Origin of the sequence: Bacillus sp. EKM206B, from assembly GCF_011066015.1 — a bacterium.
Classification (GTDB): Bacteria; Bacillota; Bacilli; order Bacillales; family Bacillaceae; genus Bacillus; species Bacillus velezensis.
Genome location: NZ_JAAMNL010000002.1, coordinates 75,362 through 96,703 on the forward strand (window position 1 = coordinate 75,362; position 21,342 = coordinate 96,703).

Annotated in this window: 20 protein-coding genes; 12 read left to right on the plus strand and 8 right to left on the minus strand. The window is 45.3% G+C overall.

Annotation, left to right across the window (positions count from 1 at the left end; translation table 11 throughout):
- Nucleotide 1 precedes the first annotated feature (1 nt).
- Nucleotides 2-1,906, plus strand: a complete 1,905-nt coding sequence (locus G9F50_RS03725; protein ID WP_025284667.1) for a PTS fructose transporter subunit IIABC — start codon at nt 2-4, stop codon at nt 1,904-1,906.
- Between the two features lie 94 nt (nt 1,907-2,000).
- On the plus strand, nt 2,001-2,618 hold the full coding sequence (sipT, locus tag G9F50_RS03730; RefSeq protein ID WP_369719103.1) for a signal peptidase I sipT: 618 nt from the start codon (nt 2,001-2,003) through the stop codon (nt 2,616-2,618).
- Between the two features lie 37 nt (nt 2,619-2,655).
- Here the strand turns inward: sipT and G9F50_RS03735 are convergent, their stop codons facing one another.
- On the minus strand, nt 2,656-2,925 hold the full coding sequence (locus G9F50_RS03735; protein WP_060561746.1) for a hypothetical protein: 270 nt from the start codon (nt 2,923-2,925) through the stop codon (nt 2,656-2,658).
- A gap of 159 nt (nt 2,926-3,084) precedes the next feature.
- Between G9F50_RS03735 and G9F50_RS03740 the strand changes: the two genes are divergently transcribed.
- Together G9F50_RS03740 and G9F50_RS03745 are read left to right on the plus strand one after the other, a co-directional pair.
- Nucleotides 3,085-4,704 (plus strand): ABC-F family ATP-binding cassette domain-containing protein, encoded by a 1,620-nt coding sequence (locus tag G9F50_RS03740; RefSeq protein ID WP_007409642.1) that lies wholly within the window; start codon nt 3,085-3,087, stop codon nt 4,702-4,704.
- A 112-nt stretch (nt 4,705-4,816) separates the two neighbouring features.
- A complete protein-coding gene (locus G9F50_RS03745; RefSeq protein WP_060561745.1) occupies nt 4,817-5,725 on the plus strand; it encodes a ketopantoate reductase family protein in 909 nt (302 codons plus the stop codon).
- A gap of 31 nt (nt 5,726-5,756) precedes the next feature.
- Here the strand turns inward: G9F50_RS03745 and G9F50_RS03750 are convergent, their stop codons facing one another.
- From G9F50_RS03750 to mreBH, 3 genes are all read right to left on the minus strand, one after another.
- A complete protein-coding gene (locus G9F50_RS03750; RefSeq protein ID WP_007409644.1) occupies nt 5,757-6,989 on the minus strand; it encodes an aminopeptidase in 1,233 nt (410 codons plus the stop codon).
- Between the two features lie 100 nt (nt 6,990-7,089).
- Complete coding sequence (locus tag G9F50_RS03755) at nt 7,090-7,224, minus strand: protein YkpC (RefSeq protein ID WP_012117458.1); 135 nt, start codon at nt 7,222-7,224, stop codon at nt 7,090-7,092.
- Between the two features lie 71 nt (nt 7,225-7,295).
- Entirely contained in the window at nt 7,296-8,303 is a 1,008-nt protein-coding gene (gene mreBH, locus G9F50_RS03760; protein ID WP_003154558.1) for a cell shape-determining protein MreBH, read from the minus strand.
- A gap of 270 nt (nt 8,304-8,573) precedes the next feature.
- Between mreBH and G9F50_RS03765 the strand changes: the two genes are divergently transcribed.
- The 5 genes from G9F50_RS03765 (at nt 8,574) to ade (ending at nt 13,752) form a co-directional block, all read left to right on the plus strand.
- A complete protein-coding gene (locus tag G9F50_RS03765; RefSeq protein ID WP_003154557.1) occupies nt 8,574-8,858 on the plus strand; it encodes a transcriptional regulator AbhA in 285 nt (94 codons plus the stop codon).
- A gap of 172 nt (nt 8,859-9,030) precedes the next feature.
- Entirely contained in the window at nt 9,031-10,335 is a 1,305-nt protein-coding gene (locus G9F50_RS03770) for an ATP-binding protein (RefSeq protein WP_007409646.1), read from the plus strand.
- Nucleotide 10,336: 1 nt separating this feature from the next.
- On the plus strand, nt 10,337-11,164 hold the full coding sequence (locus G9F50_RS03775; protein WP_060561744.1) for a gamma-glutamylcyclotransferase family protein: 828 nt from the start codon (nt 10,337-10,339) through the stop codon (nt 11,162-11,164).
- Nucleotides 11,165-11,204: 40 nt separating this feature from the next.
- On the plus strand, nt 11,205-11,870 hold the full coding sequence (ktrC, locus tag G9F50_RS03780; protein WP_003154554.1) for a Ktr system potassium transporter KtrC: 666 nt from the start codon (nt 11,205-11,207) through the stop codon (nt 11,868-11,870).
- A 148-nt stretch (nt 11,871-12,018) separates the two neighbouring features.
- Entirely contained in the window at nt 12,019-13,752 is a 1,734-nt protein-coding gene (gene ade / locus G9F50_RS03785; protein WP_060561743.1) for an adenine deaminase, read from the plus strand.
- Between the two features lie 32 nt (nt 13,753-13,784).
- Here the strand turns inward: ade and rnjA are convergent, their stop codons facing one another.
- Nucleotides 13,785-15,452 (minus strand): ribonuclease J1, encoded by a 1,668-nt coding sequence (gene rnjA, locus G9F50_RS03790; protein ID WP_007409649.1) that lies wholly within the window; start codon nt 15,450-15,452, stop codon nt 13,785-13,787.
- A gap of 5 nt (nt 15,453-15,457) precedes the next feature.
- A complete protein-coding gene (locus G9F50_RS03795) occupies nt 15,458-15,667 on the minus strand; it encodes a DNA-dependent RNA polymerase subunit epsilon (RefSeq protein ID WP_003154548.1) in 210 nt (69 codons plus the stop codon).
- 354 nt (nt 15,668-16,021) lie between these two features.
- Between G9F50_RS03795 and G9F50_RS03800 the strand changes: the two genes are divergently transcribed.
- A complete protein-coding gene (locus tag G9F50_RS03800) occupies nt 16,022-16,795 on the plus strand; it encodes a Cof-type HAD-IIB family hydrolase (RefSeq protein ID WP_165417689.1) in 774 nt (257 codons plus the stop codon).
- 34 nt (nt 16,796-16,829) lie between these two features.
- Here the strand turns inward: G9F50_RS03800 and def are convergent, their stop codons facing one another.
- Together def and G9F50_RS03810 are read right to left on the minus strand one after the other, a co-directional pair.
- Nucleotides 16,830-17,384, minus strand: coding sequence for a peptide deformylase (gene def, locus G9F50_RS03805; RefSeq protein WP_003154544.1), 555 nt, complete (start codon nt 17,382-17,384; stop codon nt 16,830-16,832).
- A 112-nt stretch (nt 17,385-17,496) separates the two neighbouring features.
- Nucleotides 17,497-17,676: a YjcZ family sporulation protein gene (locus tag G9F50_RS03810; RefSeq protein WP_007409651.1), complete on the minus strand. Its 180-nt coding sequence runs from the start codon at nt 17,674-17,676 to the stop codon at nt 17,497-17,499.
- Nucleotides 17,677-17,920: 244 nt separating this feature from the next.
- Here G9F50_RS03810 and G9F50_RS03815 point away from each other — a divergent pair, with 244 nt between their 5' ends.
- Both G9F50_RS03815 and fabD read left to right on the plus strand, forming a co-directional pair.
- Complete coding sequence (locus tag G9F50_RS03815) at nt 17,921-18,559, plus strand: YkyA family protein (protein WP_060561843.1); 639 nt, start codon at nt 17,921-17,923, stop codon at nt 18,557-18,559.
- Between the two features lie 457 nt (nt 18,560-19,016).
- Nucleotides 19,017-21,323, plus strand: coding sequence for an ACP S-malonyltransferase (gene fabD / locus G9F50_RS03820; RefSeq protein ID WP_165417690.1), 2,307 nt, complete (start codon nt 19,017-19,019; stop codon nt 21,321-21,323).
- Nucleotides 21,324-21,342: the final 19 nt, after the last annotated feature.

Genomic DNA, 21,342 nt, shown 5'->3' on the forward strand with positions numbered 1-21,342 from the left:
AGTGAAGATAACTGAGCTGTTAACAAGAGATACAATTCATCTCAATATAGAAAGCAAAGAGAAAGAAAACGTTATCGATGAAATGGTGACAGTGCTTGACAAAGCCGGCAGATTAAATGACAGAGAGGCTTACAAAGCAGCCATTTTAAATCGTGAAAGCCAAAGCTCGACGGGAATCGGCGAAGGCATTGCCATCCCTCATGCGAAGACGGCGAGCGTCATTAACCCGGCCATCGCATTCGGCCGTTCAAAAGATGGTGTGGATTATGAATCATTAGACGGTCAGCCGGCACACCTGGTCTTTATGATTGCGGCAACCGAAGGAGCGAATAATACGCACCTTGAGGCATTATCAAGACTTTCAACGCTTCTCATGCGTGAGGAAATCCGCAAACAGCTTCTTGAAGCTGAATCAGAAGATGCGATCATTGACATCATCAATCAGCATGACAAAGATGACGATGAGGAAGAAGAAGAGCAGGAAGAACAGGCAGCGCCGTCAGGAAAAGGCAAAATCCTTGCCGTTACGGCATGTCCGACAGGTATTGCCCATACGTTCATGGCAGCTGACGCACTGAAGGAAAAAGCGAAAGAGCTCGGCGTTGACATTAAAGTCGAGACAAACGGCTCAAGCGGTATCAAACATAAGCTGACGGCTCAAGAAATTGAAGACGCGCCTGCGATTATCGTGGCGGCTGATAAACAGGTTGAAATGGAACGCTTTAAAGGCAAACATGTTCTTCAAGTGCCTGTGACGGCCGGTATCAGACGTCCTCAGGAACTGATTGAAAAAGCCGTTAACCAAGATGCGCCGATTTACGAGGGCAGCGGCGGAGGGTCTTCCGCTTCAAATGAAGACGGTCCGAAACAGAAATCAGGCACAAGCATCGGAAGTACTTTCTATAAACACTTAATGAGCGGTGTCAGCAACATGCTGCCATTTGTCGTCGGCGGCGGAATTCTCGTTGCGATTTCATTCTTCTGGGGAATTCATTCAGCTGATCCGAAAGACCCGACATACAACACGTTTGCCGCAGCGCTGAACTTTATCGGCGGCGATAATGCGTTAAAGCTGATTGTTGCAGTTCTTGCCGGATTCATCGCAATGAGTATTGCGGACCGTCCGGGATTTGCGCCGGGTATGGTCGGCGGATTTATGGCTACGCAGGCGAATGCCGGATTCTTGGGCGGACTGATTGCCGGATTCTTAGCAGGTTATGTCGTAGTCCTTTTGAAAAAGCTGTTTGTCTTTATTCCTCAGACTCTTGACGGATTAAAACCTGTATTGATTTATCCGCTGCTCGGTATTTTTATCACCGGTGTCCTGATGCAGTTTGTCATAAACACACCTGTCGCAGCGTTCATGAATTTCTTAACAAATTGGCTTGAAAGCCTTGGAACTGGAAACCTTGTCTTAATGGGTATTATTTTAGGCGGTATGATGGCTATCGACATGGGCGGCCCGCTCAATAAAGCGGCGTTCACTTTCGGAATTGCGATGATCGATGCCGGAAACTATGCGCCGCATGCGGCCATCATGGCGGGCGGAATGGCTCCGCCGCTTGGAATCGCACTGGCGACAACATTCTTTAAACACAAATTCTCTAAACGTGACCGTGAAGCCGGTATTACGTGCTACTTCATGGGAGCAGCTTTCGTTACAGAAGGCGCCATCCCGTTTGCAGCGGCTGATCCGCTTCGCGTCATCCCTGCAGCCGTTGTCGGTTCTGCGGTAGCGGGCGGACTGACAGAGTTTTTCCGGGTAACGCTTCCTGCACCGCACGGAGGAATATTCGTTGCATTCATTACGAACCATCCGCTGCTTTACTTAATGAGCATCGTGATCGGAGCGATTGTAACGGCGGTTATCTTGGGAATCGTCAAAAAACCGGTTGCAGAGAAATAAGCAAAAAGCGTCCATTACGGGCGCTTTTTTCAATCATGTGCGCATAGAAGCGTTATGTATTTTATGATGAGTTATGATAAAGTAAAGATGGTACATGAACCGAAACAGTGATCGTCTAGGAGGAACCACGTTGACTGAAGAACAAAAACCTACTTCTGAAAAATCGGTAAAAAGAAAATCCAACACATATTGGGAATGGGGAAAGGCCATCATTATAGCGGTTGCACTTGCGCTGTTAATCCGCCATTTCCTGTTTGAACCGTACTTAGTGGAAGGATCATCAATGTACCCGACATTACATGACGGTGAAAGGCTGTTTGTCAACAAAAGCGTCAATTATATCGGAGAAATCGAGCGGGGGGACATCGTCATTATTAACGGCGATACATCGAAAGTCCATTATGTAAAGCGGCTCATCGGAAAACCGGGAGAAACGGTGGAAATGAAAAATGACACGCTTTATATAAACGGCAAAAAAATCGCAGAACCGTACCTCGCGAGCAATAAAAAAGAAGCGAAAAAACTGGGAGTCAACCTGACGGGAGATTTCGGCCCCGTAAAGGTTCCGAAAGGCAAATACTTCGTCATGGGCGACAATCGGCTGAACTCAATGGACAGCCGGAACGGACTCGGTTTAATTGCCGAAAACCGGATCGTCGGCACCTCGAAGTTTGTGTTCTTCCCGTTTCATGATATGCGTCAGACAAAATAAAAACGCCGCGCTGCCCGATTTGGACAGCAGGCGTTTTTTATTTGGCAAACGAGGCGGCGATGGCGATGAACATTACCGTGGCCAGCACTGATCCGACAATGGCCAGAACGCTGAAAAAAAGATTCACCTGCTGCTTCTCTTTGCCGCGTTTTTCAAGCATCCGTTTTGAAAAGAGATGCGAAAACGTATAAATGAGGGCGATTCCGACGTACAAGCCGATGTCACGGGCCGTAAAGCCTGTGACGGCCAGAAAAGCCCCGGTAAAGAAAATCATAAGACAATATTCTGTGAGTGTTAAAAGCTTCAACTTGTTCCCCCGTGATGAATATGTATATATATCTATTGTATCACAGCGCTCCGGGTTTGCCTGCATCTTTTCAAACCCGTATATTCGCAGGGAAACATTTCTCTTCCCCTTTATTCATGGTATACTTTTAATGATGATAGACACGATGGAGGATTCTAAATGATTGCTGTAAATAATGTGAGCTTGCGTTTTGCGGATCGCAAGTTATTTGAAGATGTCAATATTAAATTTACGCCGGGCAACTGCTACGGATTAATAGGCGCAAACGGTGCCGGAAAATCAACATTTTTGAAAATTTTATCCGGTGAGCTGGAGCCGCAGACCGGCGATGTCCATATGAGCCCGGGTGAACGTCTTGCCATTCTGAAGCAGAACCACTTTGAATATGAAGACTTCGAAGTGCTGAAAGTTGTCATTATGGGACATAAACGTTTATACGAAGTCATGCAGGAAAAAGACGCGATTTATATGAAGCCTGATTTTTCAGATGAAGACGGCATCCGCGCCGCTGAGCTTGAAGGAGAGTTTGCGGAATTAAACGGATGGGAAGCTGAAAGTGAAGCCGCTATTTTGTTAAAGGGCCTGGGCATCTCTGAAGACCTGCATACGAAGAAAATGGCTGACTTAGGCGGTTCAGAAAAGGTGAAAGTGCTTTTGGCACAGGCGCTGTTCGGCAAGCCGGACGTTCTGCTGCTTGATGAACCGACCAACCACTTGGATCTGAAAGCGATTCAGTGGCTGGAAGAGTTTTTAATCAACTTTGAGAACACAGTCATCGTCGTATCCCATGACCGTCACTTTTTAAATAAAGTGTGCACGCACATCGCCGATCTTGATTTTAATAAAATTCAAGTGTACGTCGGCAACTATGATTTCTGGTATGAATCAAGCCAGCTTGCTTTAAAGCTTTCTCAGGAAGCCAACAAGAAAAAAGAAGAGCAGATTAAACAGCTTCAGGAGTTCGTGGCCAGATTCAGCGCCAACGCCTCTAAATCAAAGCAGGCGACATCAAGAAAGAAACTCCTTGATAAAATCACGCTTGATGATATCAAACCGTCATCACGCCGTTATCCTTATGTCAATTTCACGCCGGAACGTGAGATCGGAAATGACGTGCTGCGGGTTGAAGGCTTAACAAAAACGATTGACGGGGTTAAGGTGCTTGATAACGTCAGCTTTATTATGAACAGAGAAGATAAAATCGCTTTTACGGGCCGCAACGAACTTGCCGTTACGACATTGTTTAAAATCATTTCCGGGGAAATGGAAGCAGACAGCGGCACATTTAAATGGGGCGTGACCACTTCTCAGGCGTACTTCCCTAAAGACAACAGCGAATATTTTGACGGCAGCGACGCGAACCTTGTTGACTGGCTCCGCCAATACTCGCCGCATGACCAAAGCGAAAGCTTTCTGCGCGGCTTCTTAGGACGCATGCTGTTCTCAGGAGAAGAAGTCAACAAAAAATCAAACGTCCTTTCCGGAGGAGAAAAAGTGCGCTGCATGCTTTCAAAAGCGATGCTTTCCGGCGCGAACATTTTAATTCTGGATGAACCGACAAACCACTTAGATTTGGAATCCATTACGGCGCTTAACAACGGCTTAATCAGCTTTAAAGGCGCTATGCTGTTTTCATCTCATGACCATCAGTTTGTACAGACAATTGCCAACCGCATCATTGAATTAACGCCTAAAGGCATTGTTGACAAACAAATGTCTTATGACGAATTTCTTGAAAACGCGGATGTACAGAAAAAGCTTGAAGAGCTATACGCGTAATAAAGAAGCAGGGGAGACTCTGCTTTTTTATTTATGAAAAAAGTTTTCAATCTTCTGACTTCCCGTTACAATAAATGAATACATAACTTGAAAAGAGACGGAGGAATGCATCATGAAGTTTTTAGTTGTCGGAGCTGGGGGAGTGGGCGGATATATCGGCGCGCGTCTTGCAGAAAAGGGAAATGACGTGACGTTTCTCGTCCGCAAGAAACGGGCGGAGCAATTACAAGAGACGGGATTGACCGTCAAAAGTGAAAAAGGTGATGTTTCAATCAAGCCGAAATTAATCATGGCGGGCGAAGAAGGAGCATTTGACGCGGTTATCATCGCATCAAAAGCGTATTCTTTGCAGGACGTCATTCGGGATGTCAAACCGTTTGTCAAACCTTCGTCGGTCATTATTCCTTTTTTAAACGGATACAGGCACTATAACCAGCTGTTTGAAGCTTTTTCAAAACGGCAGGTGCTGGGCGGCCTCTGCTTTATTGAGAGCGCCCTTAACGACAAAGGGGACATTCTTCATACGAGCGCTGCCCACCGCTTTGTTTTCGGTGAATGGAACGGGGAACGCACGGAACGTATGAATGAGCTGGAAAACGCATTTGCAGATGTGAAAGCGGATGTCATCATCAGCCGGGATATTGAAAAGGACATTTGGAAAAAATATATGTTTATTGCCGCGCAGGCGGGAGTGACCACTCTGTTTCAACAGCCGGTCGGACCGATTTTAGAAACAGAAGGCGGCCGCAACACGGCAAAGCGCCTCTTTGCTGAAATCGGCGCCATTTTCAAGGCTGCCGGCATCCCGAAAGATCCTGGTCTGGAAGAAGAGAGTTATCGCACATTGACAAGCATGTCTTACCATATGAAATCGTCGATGCTGAGAGATATGGAAAAGGGCAGGGTGACGGAAGGTGATCATTTACACGGATTTTTGCTTGAGAAAGCGAAAGGCTTGTCAGTTGATGCACCTGTTTTGGAAACCGTCTGCGCCAACTTGCAAATGTATGAAGCGAAATAAAAAAAGGAGGCCTGAGCGCCTCCTTTTTTTATTAAAATGCCCAGTTTCCGTTTCTGAAGATCGGTTCTCTTTTGCCGTCCGCAGTAATGCCGTCGATATTCATATCTTTGGAACCGACCATAAAATCTACGTGTGTAATGCTTTCATTTAAGCCCTCTTTGACAAGCTCTTCCCGTGTCATTTGTTTGCCGCCCTCAATATTAAAGGCATACGCACTGCCGATCGCCAAGTGGTTAGAGGCGTTTTCATCGTACAGTGTGTTGTAAAATAAAATATTTGATTGTGAAATCGGTGAATCGTACGGCACTAAGGCCACTTCACCGAGATAGTGTGAGCCTTCATCGGTTTCGACGATGCCTTTTAAAATCTCCTCGCCTTTTTCAGCTTTCACATCGACAATGCGGCCGTTTTCAAAGGTAAGAGTGAAGTTATCAATAATGTTGCCGCCGTAGCTCAGCGGTTTCGTGCTGGAAACCGTGCCGTTCACCCCGTCACGCTGCGGGAGGGTGAAAACCTCTTCTGTCGGCATGTTGGCCATGAATTCGTGCCCGCTCTCATTCACGCTTCCCGCGCCTGCCCATACATGTTTTTTCGGCAGTTCAATGGTTAAGTCTGTTCCTTCAGCCTGATAATGCAGGGCGCTGTAATGTTTTTTGTTTAAGTGTTCCACTTTTTCATGAAGGTTTTGATCATGTTTTTTCCATGCTTCCACAGGGTTTTCTTCATTTACGCGGGTCGTTTTGAAAATTTCTTCCCATAAAAGCTGAACGGCTGTTTCTTCCGGCTGATCCGGGAACACTTTTTTCGCCCAGCCTGTTGAAGCCGCTCCGATCACCGTCCAGCTGACCTTATCTGATTGAATATATTGTCTGTATGTATGCAATGCTTTTCCGGCGGCTTTTTGGAACGCTGCAATCCGTTTGCCGTCAGTGCCTTTTAACAGGTCGGGGTCGGATGAGACGACAGAAATAAACGCAGCCCCTTTTTTCGCGAGCTCTTCTTTTCCTTTTGCTTCCCATTCAGGATACTCTTCAAACGCTTCAAAAGGTGCCATCTCGTATTTTAATCTGGACAGTTCATCGTCCTGCCAATTTACGGTGACGTTTTTAGCGCCTTTTTCATAAGAATGTTTGGCAAGCAGTCTGACAAGTTCCCGGACATCAGTTGAGGCATTGATTACGACATGCTGTCCTTTTTGGACATTGACGCCGACTTCTACCGCCAGCTGAGCATATGTATGTAACTTTTCAGTAAACGAACTCATCGTTCATTCCTCCTCATCGGTTTTTCTCATCATATCAAATATCGCCTCATAAAGGAAAGAAAGGAGCACAAACGAAAAAGACACAGCTTTTGCTGCGTCTTTACGGATGATTCAGTTTTACGGGGCCGCCGGCCGGAGAATGGGGCATATTGGCCAGTGAAATGCTCATACCCCCCAGAATAATTCCGCTTAAAATGACGGCTACTGCTACGCGTCTTCCCACATCTCTAAGCATATGCTTCCTCCTTAATGTTTCTCCAGTTCTCACAATATGAGCCGGCCGGAGAAAAAAGAAGCACAATCTTATTATTTAATCGCTTTTTGCAGCTTGTCGATGACGTCTAATGAACGTCCCGTGCCGATAGCCACTGATTCAAGCGGATTTGCCGCCAAATGAACGGGAACGACGATTTCATCTGTCAGCCATTCTTTCATCCCGTTTAAAAGGGAGCCTCCGCCGGTTAACACGACGCCGCGGTCAACGATATCACCGCTGAGCTCCGGCGGACAATCTTCAAGTGTCGCTCTGATCGCTTCAAGAATATGCAGGAGCGACTCACGCATCGCGTGCTGAATTTCATTAGATTGCAGTCTGATTGTCTTCGGCAGACCGGTTACAAGGTCACGCCCGCGGATTTCCATCGTTTCCGGCACATGTTCGATCAATGCAAAACCGATTTCCATTTTCACTTGTTCTGCCGTACGTTCCCCGATCAGCAGGTTGTATTTTTTTCTGACGAACGAGGCGATATCTTCATCAAGCTGGTCGCCACCGATTCTGATCGAATGGCAGGATACGACGCCCCCGAATGAGATGATGGCGACTTCAGTCGTACCGCCGCCGATATCTACGACGACGTTTGCGACCGGCTCGTCAACAGGGAGGTCGGCCCCGATTGCAGCGGCTACGGGTTCTTCAATCAAGTGAACGTTTTTCGCTCCGCAGTTTTTGACAGCGTCACTGATGGCGCGTCGTTCAACGGCTGTTGAGCCTGAAGGCGTGCAGACGACGACATTGGGTTTGCGGAAAGTCATTCCGATTTTTTTTCCGGCTTTTTTCATAATGTGTTTTAATAAGTCAGTTGTCATATCATAATCAGCAATGACACCGTCTTTCATCGGCCGAACGGCGACGATTTTCCCCGGCGTCTTTCCTATCATGCTTTTGGCATCCGTTCCGATGGCAAGCACCGCTTTCGTTGTTGTATCTACAGCGACAACGGAAGGCTCGTTTAAAATAATTCCTTTATTTTTACTGTAAACAAGTATATTAGCGGTTCCTAAGTCGATTCCGATCTCAGTTGATTGAAACATGTTTTCACCCAATCCCTATCCTGATTTAATTGATTCTACATTTAAAGTTTCTGAGAAAAACCACGATTTTTGGGGGTTTCCGCCGGGAATGAAATGTTTTTGTAAAAAAGGAGGGAAAGTCTGTATCCCATATTTCAAAAGGATTTTCTTTTGTAAAAAAACATTCAGTTCCGGATGCTGAGAAACTTTTGCTCCGTTCCTTTCGTCTACGTTTATGAAGGATTTTCCTTGGACATAAAGAAGAGACATTAAAGGAAGTAGGGGATTTCTATGAAATCGATTGGTGTAGTAAGAAAAGTAGACGAACTCGGGCGTATTGTCATGCCGATTGAATTGAGAAGAGCATTGGATATCGCTATTAAAGATAGTATTGAATTTTTCGTTGACGGAGACAAAATTGTCTTGAAAAAATACAAGCCGCACGGCATTTGCTTAATGACGGGGGAAATTACTCCCGAAAATCAGGAGTACGGCAACGGCAAAATTATTTTAAGTCCTGAAGGAGCGAAAATGCTGCTTGAGGAAATCGAGGAAGCGTTAAAAGATAGATCATAATCAGCAAAAAGGGCGGAGCATCATTCCGTCCTTTTATTATGAACTTGTGCAAAAACTCACGGGAAAAGTAAGCGAACCTGCTCAATTAATTGGGAATAGTTATCATTTTTTAGTCAATAATGCAGTCAACAATGTTACAATATATGTAGAAATGCTAGCGGCAGGTGGGACTATGGGAAAATATCAAGCGCGTATCATTTCCTTAATCTTGGCAATGATTTTTATTATGTTTTGGGATTATTTATTTTATATGATTGAACGGAATCCGATTAATTGGCCCGTTGACATCACCTTTACCGCCGTCACATTAATCAGCGTCTGGCTGCTGGCTTATTATGTGGATAATAAAAAGCAGCTGCTGGCGGAGCTTAAGGACAGCGAGCAGAAAGCAAAGGCGCTTTCAGATGAGAAAAACCGGATCATGGACAATCTGCAGGAAATCGTTTTTCAGACGGATGCACAAGGGAATATTACATATTTGAATCAGGCCTGGACGGCGATTACGGGCCACTCCATCAGCGAATGTATGGGCACGATGTATAATGATTATTTTATAAAAGAAAAACATATCATTGATTATATTATCTCCCAAATCAAGCAGCAGTCCCCGTCAGGAATGTTTACGGCCAAATATATTAAAAGAGACGGCTCGATCTTTTGGGGAGAAGTCCATTATAAGCTGTATTATGACCGCAGACAGAAATTTGTCGGAAGCCTGGGGACGATGTCTGATATCAGTGAACGGAAAAAAGCGGTCGACGAGCTTCTGGAAACGAACGAACGCCTTGCCATGCAATCTCAAAAGCTGGCCATTGCCGGGGAGCTTGCGGCAGGAATCGCCCATGAAGTAAGAAATCCTTTAACGTCAGTCAGCGGCTTTCTCCAGCTGATGAAAGCCCAGTATCCGGAAAGAACGGATTATTTTGATATTATTTTTTCGGAGATTAAAAGGATTGACCTTGTGCTGGGGGAGCTCCTTCTGCTCGCCAAGCCGCAGACCGTGACGTTTACCGCTCATCATCTCAACCATATTTTACGGCAGGTGGCAACGCTTCTTGACACGAACGCGGTGCTGTCGAACACTGTAATTGAGAAGGATTTCAGGCAGACTGAGTCCTGTATGGTCAACGGTGACGAAAACCAGCTGAAACAGGTATTTATCAATATTATTAAAAATGCGATTGAAGCGATGCCTGACGGCGGGAATATTCATATTTATACAAAACGGGATGAAGAATACGCGGTGATCAGCATACAGGATGAAGGAAACGGCATGTCGAAAGAAAAGCTTGAAAACATCGGGAAACCGTTTTTCTCAACAAAAGATCAGGGAACGGGTCTCGGTCTTCCGATTTGTTTACGAATTCTGAAGGAGCATAATGGTAAACTTAACATTAAGAGCAAAAATGGAGAAGGCAGTACGTTTCAGGTGATTCTGCCGTTAGAAGCGGCTGCTGTCCAAAAGGAGGAAAAATAACTTGCTTCTTTTTGTATACGGTTTGTTACGGAAGCGTGAAGAAAACCATGAACTGCTGAAAGGCGCTCCGTGTGTGTGCGAGCAGGCTGCGATAAACGGCGTGCTGTACGAAACGGATAAAGGTCAGCCTGCGGCGTCTTTAGCAGAAACAGCTTTTGTGTACGGGGAATTGTATGAAACAGATCATCAGATGATCCGTAAGCTGGATGCGTATTATGCTGATTTTGATCGAAAAGAGGTTGCCGTGACGACGGATGCCGGGAATAAAACCGCCTTCGCATATGTCGTAAAGCCCGACCAGTGTGCTTCATTCAGCCGTATCAAAAGCGGAGACTGGAAAGAATACCGTTTTATGAAACGGGAGGATGACAGTCCGGTTTATTATTTCGCTTACGGCTCCTGTATGGACAATGCCCGGTTTAAACAGGCGGGGGTCGACCACTTTTTTGTCGAGCCGGTCGGAGGGGCGGTTGTTGAAGGGTATTCGACGAGATTCACGTTAAGGCGTCCTGACGGTTCCAGAGCCGATCTTGTTGAAGACGGGGGACGAACTGAAGGCGTGCTGTACAAGCTCCCGTTTGAAGCGGCAACCTATCTGTACAAAAGAGAAGGTGTTGATAACCACACATACCGTCCCGCATTCATAGAAGTGTGTGCCGGCGGCCGTGTATACAGAGGCGTCCTGACGTTTCTCGTTCTTGATAAAGCTGAGGAAATTGCGCCTCCGGGTCACTATCAGGAAGAAATCGAACGCGGAGCGGACCTGTATTTATCGCCCGCCTTTTCAGAAAAGCTTAAACGCTATATGAACTCATTGCCGAAAATGTGATACTATTCCTATTAGAGATATTGTTTAAAGGAGTACTGTTATGAGAAAAGAGTTTGCCGTTATCGGTCTCGGACGCTTCGGCGGAAGTATTTGCAAAGCATTAAGTGAAGAAGGCCTTGAGGTCATGGCGATGGATATTGATGAAGATAAAGTAAATGAATACGCCAAAATCGCATCACACGCGGTCATCGGCGATTCAACCGATGAATCAGTGCTGAAAAACTTAGGGCTGCGCAACTTTGACCACGTCATTGTGGCAATCGGCGAAAATATACAGGCGAGCATTTTAACGACGCTGATCTTAAAGGAACTCGGCGTGAACACGATCACGGTTAAAGCGCAGAACGATTATCATGAGAAAGTGCTTGCGAAAATCGGGGCCGACCACATCGTCCACCCTGAACGTGACATGGCAAAACGCATCGCCCACAACATCGTATCAAATAATGTGCTTGATTATTTGGAGCTGTCCGACGAACACAGCATTGTGGAGATCGTGGCCAACAGCAGGCTTGCGGGCAACACACTGCTTGATCTGGACATCCGGGCGAAGTACGGCATTAATATCGTGGCCATCAAGAGAGAAAAAGAAGTGATCGTATCTCCGCTGGCGACTGAAATGATCCAAAAAGAAGATATTCTCATCGTTATCGGCTCTCTTACGGACATTTCCCGATTTGAAAAAAGAGTGCTTCACACAAAGTGAAAAGCCGTCCGTAAAAGGACGGTCTTTTATTATGTCAGAATAGAAAGACATTTATCGTGTAAGCGGTATTTTCTGCAATTTTTATTGACTATGATCAGGCGATCCGATAGCATATTGTACCATATAAAGAAAAAGAGGAGGCCTCATTTTGAACAAAGAAACACTGGCTGAACGGCTGAATGCATCAGCCGGCAGACAAAAAGCCGATACCGTCATTAAAAACGGAAAAATCATGGATGTATTTAACCAGGAATGGATTTCTGCAGATATCGCCATTACGGGCGGAGTGATCGTCGGGCTGGGCGAATATGAAGGGGAAGAAGTCATTGATGCAGAAGGTCAAATGATCGTTCCGGGCTTTATTGACGGACATGTTCATATCGAGTCCTCTATGGTTACTCCGATTGAATTTGCTAAAGCCGTCCTCCCACACGGAGTGACTACTGTCATTACTGATCCTCACGAAATTGCGAACGTTTCCGGAGCAAAAGGCATTTCTTTTATGATAGAGCAGGCGAAAAAGGCGCCGCTGAACATCCGTTTCATGCTTCCTTCCTGTGTTCCCGCCGCTAGCTTTGAACGCTCAGGAGCCGTATTAAAAGCCGAGGATTTAAAGCCTTTTTATCAGGAGAAAGAGGTGCTCGGGCTTGCGGAAGTAATGGATTATGTGTCTGTTGCGGAAGGTGAAGAGGATATGCTCCAGAAACTGCTTGATGCCAAGCGTCACGGAAAACGGATCGACGGGCATTTAGCCGGACTGTCTTCAGATATCATCAATATATACAGAACCGCAATGGTGTCAAATGATCATGAAGTGACGACAAAAGAAGAAGCGCTGGACAGAATCAGACGGGGAATGTATGTCATGCTGCGCGAAGGATCGGTGGCAAAAAATACGCTCAATGTGCTGCCGGCGGTGAATGAAAAAAACGCGCGTCGCTTTTTCTTTTGCACGGATGATAAGCATGTAGATGATCTGCTTTCAGAAGGAAGTGTGAACCACCAAGTCAAAATGGCGATAAAGGCGGGACTTGATCCATTCCTTGCGTATCAGCTCGCCAGTTTAAATGCGGCTGAGTGCTACGGTCTTGAAACAAAAGGGGCGGTAGCGCCGGGTTTTGACGCAGATCTGCTGTTTATTTCAGATGTACGGGAGGCTGCCGTCACGAAGACCATGGTCGCCGGCCGGACCGTTGCCGAGAATGGACGCACGGTTTATGAACAGTCTGTCGGTTCCTATTCGCCGGACCAGGCGCTGTTGGATACAGTGCGGCTGAAAGCGCCGCTGACTGAATCGGATTTTCATATACCGATTCAAGAGGGCAAGAAAATGAATGTAATCGAAATGATACCGAATCATTTGGAGACGAGAAAAAAAGAAGTGCCTGCACCGTCTGCTGACGCGTTTTGTCCTGATACAGAAAATGATTTATTAAAAATCGCCGTCACAGAGCGGCACAGCGGCGAAAAAATGATAGGACTCGGGATTGTACAAGGGTTCGGGTTAAAAGAAGGCGCCATCGCCACAACCATTTCTCACGATTCCCATAATATCATCGCCGTCGGTACAAACGATGCCGATTTGGCAAAAGCAATCAACAGGCTCCGTGACACCGGAGGAGGATTAACAGCCGTGAAAAACGGAGAATTGCTTCACTCCGTTCCGCTTCCGATCGCCGGGCTTTTGTCTGATAAGTCGGCGGAATGGGTCAATGACAGTTTGGGCGTGCTTCATGAAAAGCTTCCTCTGCTCGGATTCACCGGTGATTTCAATCCGTTTCTCACATTATCGTTTTTAGCGCTTCCGGTGATCCCGGATATTAAAATGACAGCAGCCGGTCTGTTTGATGTCAAAGCCTTTCAGCATATTCCGCTGCAATAAAAAAACTGCACTCATTACGAGTGCAGTTTTTTTTAGACCTCCATAATGATCGGAAGGATCATCGGGCGGCGTTTTGTTTTTTCGTATAGGAACGGAGCAAGTGTATCGGTAATTTCGTTTTTAATTTCGGACCACTGCGTTGTTTTCCGATCCATTACTTTCTCCAGATGGTTCGAAATCAGCTGCTGCGCGTCATTGATCAAATCACCGGATTCTCTCATGTATACAAAACCTCTTGAGATTAAATCAGGCCCCGCCGAAACCTTAAAGTCGTCCATATTGATGCTGACAACAACGATAACAAGGCCTTCTTCTGAAAGAATGCGGCGGTCGCGGAGCACGATATTGCCGATATCACCGATTCCGCTTCCGTCAATGTAAACGGAGCCGGACGGAATTTTGCCTGCCACAGCGGCTTCTTCGCCTTTGAGGGCCAGCACTTCGCCATTATCCATGATAAAGCAGTTTTCTTCAGGTATGCCGCAATCAGTCGCGAGTTTGACGTGCATTTTCTGCATTCTGTACTCACCGTGAATCGGCATAAAGAACTTCGGTTTGATCAGGCGGAGCATTAATTTCTGCTCTTCCTGTCCGCCGTGTCCGGATGTATGAATGTCATTCAATGAACCGTGAATGACTTCTGCGCCCGCACGGTACAGCTGGTTGATGGTGCGGCTTACGCTGATTGTGTTTCCGGGAATCGGAGAGGAAGAAAAGACGACCGTATCTCCGGGATTAATGGAAATCTGCCGGTGCGTCCCGTTAGCGATGCGTGATAACGCCGCCATCGGTTCACCTTGGCTTCCCGTACATAAAATCGTTACCTTATTGGCAGGCAAACGATTGATTTCGTTATGCTCAATAAACGTATTTTTAGGACAGGTAATGTAACCGAGATTTTGTCCGATTTCAATAGCCGATTCCATACTGCGTCCGAATACGGCAACTTTTCTGCCGTTTAAAACGGCTGCTTCAATCACCTGCTGAAGACGGTGTATATTCGAAGCGAATGTCGCAAATATAATTCTGCCGTCCACTTTTCGGAAAATATCGTGAATGCTTTCGCCTACGCGGCGTTCTGACATGGTGAAATCAGGAACCTCACTGTTTGTACTGTCAGAAAGCAGGCACAGAACGCCTTCTTTCCCGATTTCAGCCATCTTTGTCAAGTTTGCCGGTTCGCCTACCGGTGTGAAATCGAACTTAAAGTCCCCGGTATGTACGATATTGCCCGGCGGTGTTTTGACGACGATTCCGTATGAATCCGGAATGCTGTGTGTCGTTCTGAAGAAGGATACAGACGTCTTGCGGAACTTCACGATGTCGTCTTCACCGATGATGTTTAATTTGGTCTGTCTTAACAGCCCGTGCTCTTCAAGTTTATTCCGAAGTAAGCCGATCGCGAGTTTACCGCCGTAAACGGGAATATTTACTTGTCTGAGCAGGTACGGAATACCGCCGATATGGTCTTCGTGACCGTGGGTGATAAACAGACCTTTAATTTTATCTTCATTTTTTACTAAATACGTGTAATCGGGGATTACGTAATCAATGCCGAGAAGTTCATCTTCCGGGAACTTGATTCCCGCATCAATCAGTACAATTTCATCCTGAAACTGCACCCCGTACGTATTTTTCCCGATCTCGCCCAATCCGCCGAGGGCGAAAACGGCAGTCTGGTCATTTTTTACAAATTTCATTCCGCTCATAACTCCAATACTTTAAAATTTTCGCTCTGCTTCTCATATTCTAAAAAAGCACCGTCCACAGGCTGAACAAATTCAATGTTGTATTTCTGATCTTTCAGTTTCGTTCTGACGTCCCGTTCTGAAACGCCCTCAATGTAAAGTGAATCTGTTTTTTCCCGAACAGGTACTTCGTCAGCCTTCTCTTGATAAAATACCTTATAAATCATCCAAATCTCTCCTTAAATGCCGTATGTTAGACTCGCTTATTCTATTATATTCGAAAACGGATTATAAGGAAAGTCTCGAGCAAAAAAGGGACTTTCAAAAACCGAAAGATCCCTTCTACGCGATGACTTTTTTTCGGAGCATTCCGCCCCACTGTCTTCTGAGTTTCTTCCGTAATCGGCGCAGCATCGTATACCTCCTTTAAAGCCCTTTATAGCAGTAGTATGCGGAAAAAATGAATTTGTTTTCGTGGGTAAAACTGGAATTTCATCAAGGCGGTTTTCCGGAAGAAAAACTTTCTGTATGATGATATTGAAAAAGACACGACTGATAAACGGGAAAAAGGAGAAATTGACATGAAACCAAAATTGATCTTTTTTGATATTGACGGCACGATCTATGACCATGATAAACATATTCCCGATAGCGCAAGAAACGCCGTGAAGGCGCTTAAAGAGGCTGGCCATCACGTTTTTATCGCCAGCGGAAGGTCCCCGTTTATGGTAAAACCGATTCTGGAAGAGCTTGAGATTGAATCATTTATTTCATACAACGGCCAGTATGTCGTATTTGAAGGTAAGGTCATTTATAAAAATCCGCTTCCTGAAGATGCGGTTGCGCGTTTATTAAAGCAGGCGGCAGAAGGGGAGCACCCCGTCGTATTTATGGCGGAAGATACGATGAAAACGACCGTCCCCGGACATCCGCACGTCTCGGAAGGAATCGGCAGTCTGAAAGCGCCTTATCCCGAAGTTGATGAAACATTTTATAAAGGAAAAGAAATTTATCAGCTGCTTTTATTCTGCCGCGGACATGAAGAAAAAGCATATGCCGCTTTTCCGGAGTTTGATTACGTCCGCTGGCATGAATTGTCAACGGATGTGCTCCCGAAAGGCGGTTCAAAAGCGGAAGGCATTAAAAGAGTGCTTGAGCGGCTTCCGTACGGCGTAAGTGACACTTATGCATTCGGCGACGGACTAAATGATCTTGAGATGATCCGTTTTGTCGGCACCGGGGTGGCGATGGGAAATGCGGTTCCGGAATTAAAAGCTGCCGCTGATTTCGTCACAAAGCCGGTGGATGAGGAAGGAATCAGCTGGGCCGTCAAAGAACTGGGCCTTTTGAAATAAAGAAAACCGGCACTTTGGGAAGTGCCGGTTATTTTTAACGGTCAATGGCAATGGCGTTTTCAGGTTCTTTGAACGGATTTTCTTTATCAATATGGTCGTAAAACATCACGCCGTTCAGATGATCGATTTCGTGCTGAAACACGATGGCCGGAAAACCTTTGAGGCGGATGTCAATCTGTTCTCCTTCAAGCGTCACCGCCTTTACGCGGATGCGGGCGTAGCGCGGCACATAGCCGGGAATGGGTTCGTCTACCGACAGGCAGCCTTCTCCGCTCGTCAAGTAGCTTTTTTCCACCGAGTGGCTGACGATCTTAGGGTTAAAAAGAGCATAGCTGTATAAAGTGCCTTTCGCATCTTCTGCATGGACGGCGATCATCCGTTTTTTTACGTCTGTTTGGGGAGCGGCAAGACCGACGCCCGGACGAAGCTTGTATTTCTCGGCTAATTCAGGATTTTGGCTGTTTTTCACAAACTCAATCATATCAGCAAGATGCTGTTTTTCTTCGTCAGAAGCGGGAAGCTGAACCTCTTCAGCGATCTCTCTGAGCGCGGGATGTCCGTCGCGTACAATATTTTCCATAGTAATCAAGAAACTTCACTCCTAAAGCTTAATATGTAAATTATAGCGAATTTCTTTATCGCGGCGCAACGAAACAATTGGCCGGCCATAGCAGGCCGGCCGATGTTCATGGTGTATAATGTCAGCAGCCGCAGCCTAAATAAGCGGCACCGACGATGATTAATAAGATAAACAATACGACGATTAATGCGAATGTGCGGCCGTATCCGCCGCCGCAGCCGTAACCGTAACCGCCGCCATAACCATATCCGCCGCCGCAACAACCGCCGCCAAATCCGCCGCCAAATCCATATCCGTACATAAAAAAACCTCCTCTTTTAATTACGCTGACCCTCTGTCAGCAGGGCCGGCGTCTACTATAAACTATGTAAAAGCCAAAAAGATGTATGGTCATCCGCCCTGTTTTCTCAATTTTTTACGCAAGTATTCTTTGAAAGCACCGTAAGCGTCTTTACACGGTCATGCCAATTACAGCTCAGCTATTGTCAAAAAGCGTTCGGGCTTCTATAGTGGAAATTGTCAAGATTGGGGGATTTTAAGTGAATATGATTCAAAAAAAGGTATTAGCAGGAATCGGAGCGCTCGGCGTCGCAAGTATGCTGCTTGCCGGCTGCGGGGGAAAAGATCCGGTTGAATCGCTTCATGACTCGATGGAAAAAGCCGTTCAAGCGGAAAAACCGTTTCAAAAAGAGCAGAAAACATTAGAAAAATTGGAGAAAAAAGAGCATAAGCTATACGACAGCGCGGTTAAACTGAATATGGATGATTACCAGAAAATTGTCACACTGTCTGATCAGGCTCTGAGCAATGCAAATCAGCGAAAAAAACATCTGAAAGCAGAAAAAGACAGTATTGATGATTCAAAAAAAGCGTTTGAATCCGCAAAAAAAACTTCTCAAGAAATAAAGGATAAGAAAGTAAAAGAAAAAGCCGGGCATGCTGTCGCTTTAATGGAGAAAAGGTATGCATCTTATGATCTTTTGTACAAAAAGTACGAAAAAGCCATTTCACTTGATAAGGACCTTTATAAACTGATTAAAGATAAAAAGCTCACATTAGCGCAGCTGGAAGAGCAAATCAGCAAAGTAAACTCAGTTTACGAAAAGGTGCATAAACAAGCAGATGAGTTCAATCAATTTACTAAAGACTACAACAAAGAGAAAGAACTATTATTCCGCAAATAGTATAGTGAAGGCATATCGGCATGGGCTGATGAACTGATAACAACCGAGTTCAGCCGCCTGTAAAAAGGCGGCTGAAGAATTGGTATATACGTGTGTTTCCCATTGACAACAAGTAAATCATGGTATAGTATTTATTTAGGGAAATATTCACATAAAACCAATCGTTGTTTCGGCACGTTGGAATGTTTTTATTATATTGATATATATAAAACAGAATGAAAATGTGATTTTAATTATCAGAAAATTCTATCTATTTATATTTACGGCGATATGATATTTGTACATGCTTTTTGCTTTTAAACCTTTATCCGGCATAAAGGTTTTTTTATTTTGCTTCGTAATGCTTATTAAGTAAGGGTGCTGAGAGTAAACGACAATTTTTAAAATTGAAGTGAAAAACGTTAATCAAAATCGGAACGAAAAGAAACGGCAGAAATACGGAACAGGAGGAAAACAAATGCTTGCTTACGTCTTTCCCGGACAGGGAGCGCAGTTTAAAGGAATGGGCAGAGACTTATTCGATGAATTCAGTGAGCTCATTAAAAAGGCAGATCATATTTTAGGATACTCCATAAAGGAGTTATGCCTTTCAGATGAAAAAGAGAGGCTGACTGATACGAAGTATACACAGCCTGCAATTTATACAGTGAGCGCACTGCAATATTTAAAGGGTTTAAAAGAAGGTCATACCCGCCCTGATGCTGTTGCAGGACATAGTCTTGGTGAATATACTGCGCTTTTTGCGGCCGGCGTTTTTAATTTTGAAACAGGTCTCCGGCTGGTTGCTAAAAGAGGCGAGTTAATGAGTGAGGCTTCCGAAGGCGGAATGGCTGCCGTGATCGGACTGGATGAGCATCACATAAAAAAAATACTTCAAAAGTATGAACTCGGCCAAATAGATATCGCCAATTACAATACATCTTCACAAATTGTGATAGCAGGGGCTTCAGAAGAGATAAAGCGGGCAGCCTCTTTTTTTGAAAAAGAAGGGGCGAAAGCTTATATCGTATTGCAAGTCGGCGGAGCTTTTCATTCTCGTTTCATGGAAAGTGCACAGCGTGAATTTGCGGAATTTATCGAGGAGTTTCATTTTTCTGAATTGAATTTCCCGGTCATTTCTAACTATACGGCAAGACCTTATAAACAAGAAGATATCAAACGGAATTTAATTGAACAAATAACAAACTCGGTAAAATGGACTGAAAGCATCAGGTATCTAATGGGACAAGGCGTAACTGTGTTTGAAGAGATCGGTCCTGGAAACATTCTGACTAAATTAATTCAAACCATACAAAGAGATGAGGAACCGCTTACTATCAGCGCGCCGGAAGACAGTCTCTTTTTTCCTGAAGGGAACACGGACAATTCGGAAAGCGGGAAAGAGCATAGCCTCTTGGCCGAAAATATAGAGAGCGGTGCAGCTTCACCGGTGTCCCGATTGGGTGATCAATCTTTCAAAGAAGATTACGGTTTGACATACGCGTATTTGGCAGGTGCGATGCATAGGGGGATCTCTTCCGCTGAAATGCTGATCCGCCTCGGGAAGAAAGGAATGCTGGGGTTCTTTGGCACAGCGGGTTTACCTATAAGGGAAATTGAACAGGCCCTTATTTCTATTAAGAAGACACTCAAAAATGGCCAGCCCTACGGAATGAATCTGCGATTTGAGCCGGATCATCAAGATAGAGAAAAGGAATTGATAGATTTATATATCAAGCATGACGTACGAGTAATAGAAGCGTCTTCGTATCTTTCTGTCAGCGCACCATTAATTTATTACAAAGCGCATCAGTTGAAGATAGACAAAAGCGGCAGGGTCATACCTCATAATCGGATCATTGCCAAAGTTTCACGGCCGGAAGTTGCGGCCGCATTTCTGAGTCCGCCTCCTCAAAGTATCGTAAAGAGAATGTGTCAGCACGGTATGCTGACGGAAGAGCAGGCGGAGTGGCTCAGCCGTATTCCGGCAGCAGACGATATCATTATTGAAGCAGATTGCGGAAGTAATACTGAGCAGGGCTCATTGACAGCGATGCTGCCGTTTTTTGTTAACCTGCGGGATGAAATGATGGAAACACACAAATACGCAAGGAAGATAAGGATCGGGGCTGCGGGAGGAATCGGGACTCCCGAGTCTGCCGCGTCTGCTTTTTTAATGGGCGCTGATTTTATTATGACGGGATCCATTAATCAATGTACAGTTGAAGCCGAAACAAGCGGTTTTGTTAAAGAAATGCTGAGTGAGACAGGAATATGCGATACTGCTTATGCGCCTTCGGAGACTCTGTTTGAGTTCGGAACAAAGGTTCAGGTGCTGAAAAAGGGCACGCTGTTTCCGGTCAGGGCAAATAAATTATTTCAAATCTACCAACAATATGAGTCTTTGAGTGAGATAGATGAAAAGACAAAAATTCAGCTCGAAAATGATTATTTTAACAAGACTTTTGAAGAAATCTACGAAAGCATAATAGAAAAACAGCCGAACCTGGCCCAAAAAGCTGAGCGCAATCAAAAATATAAGATGCTGTTACTATTTAAGTGGTATTTGCAGAGAGGATGTCTGCTTGCTTTGGAAGGGCAGGAAGAACAAAAGGTGAATTTCCAAGTTCATTGCGGCCCGTCTTTAGGCGCTTTTAATCATTGGGTAAAGGGCACGGATTTGGAATCATGGAGAAACAGACATGTCGATGACATTGGTGAAAAATTGATGAATGAGACCGAAAGTCTGATAAGGCACAGATTGGATACGTTATTTCTACACTAAAGAAGGGGCGGGTGGAGGC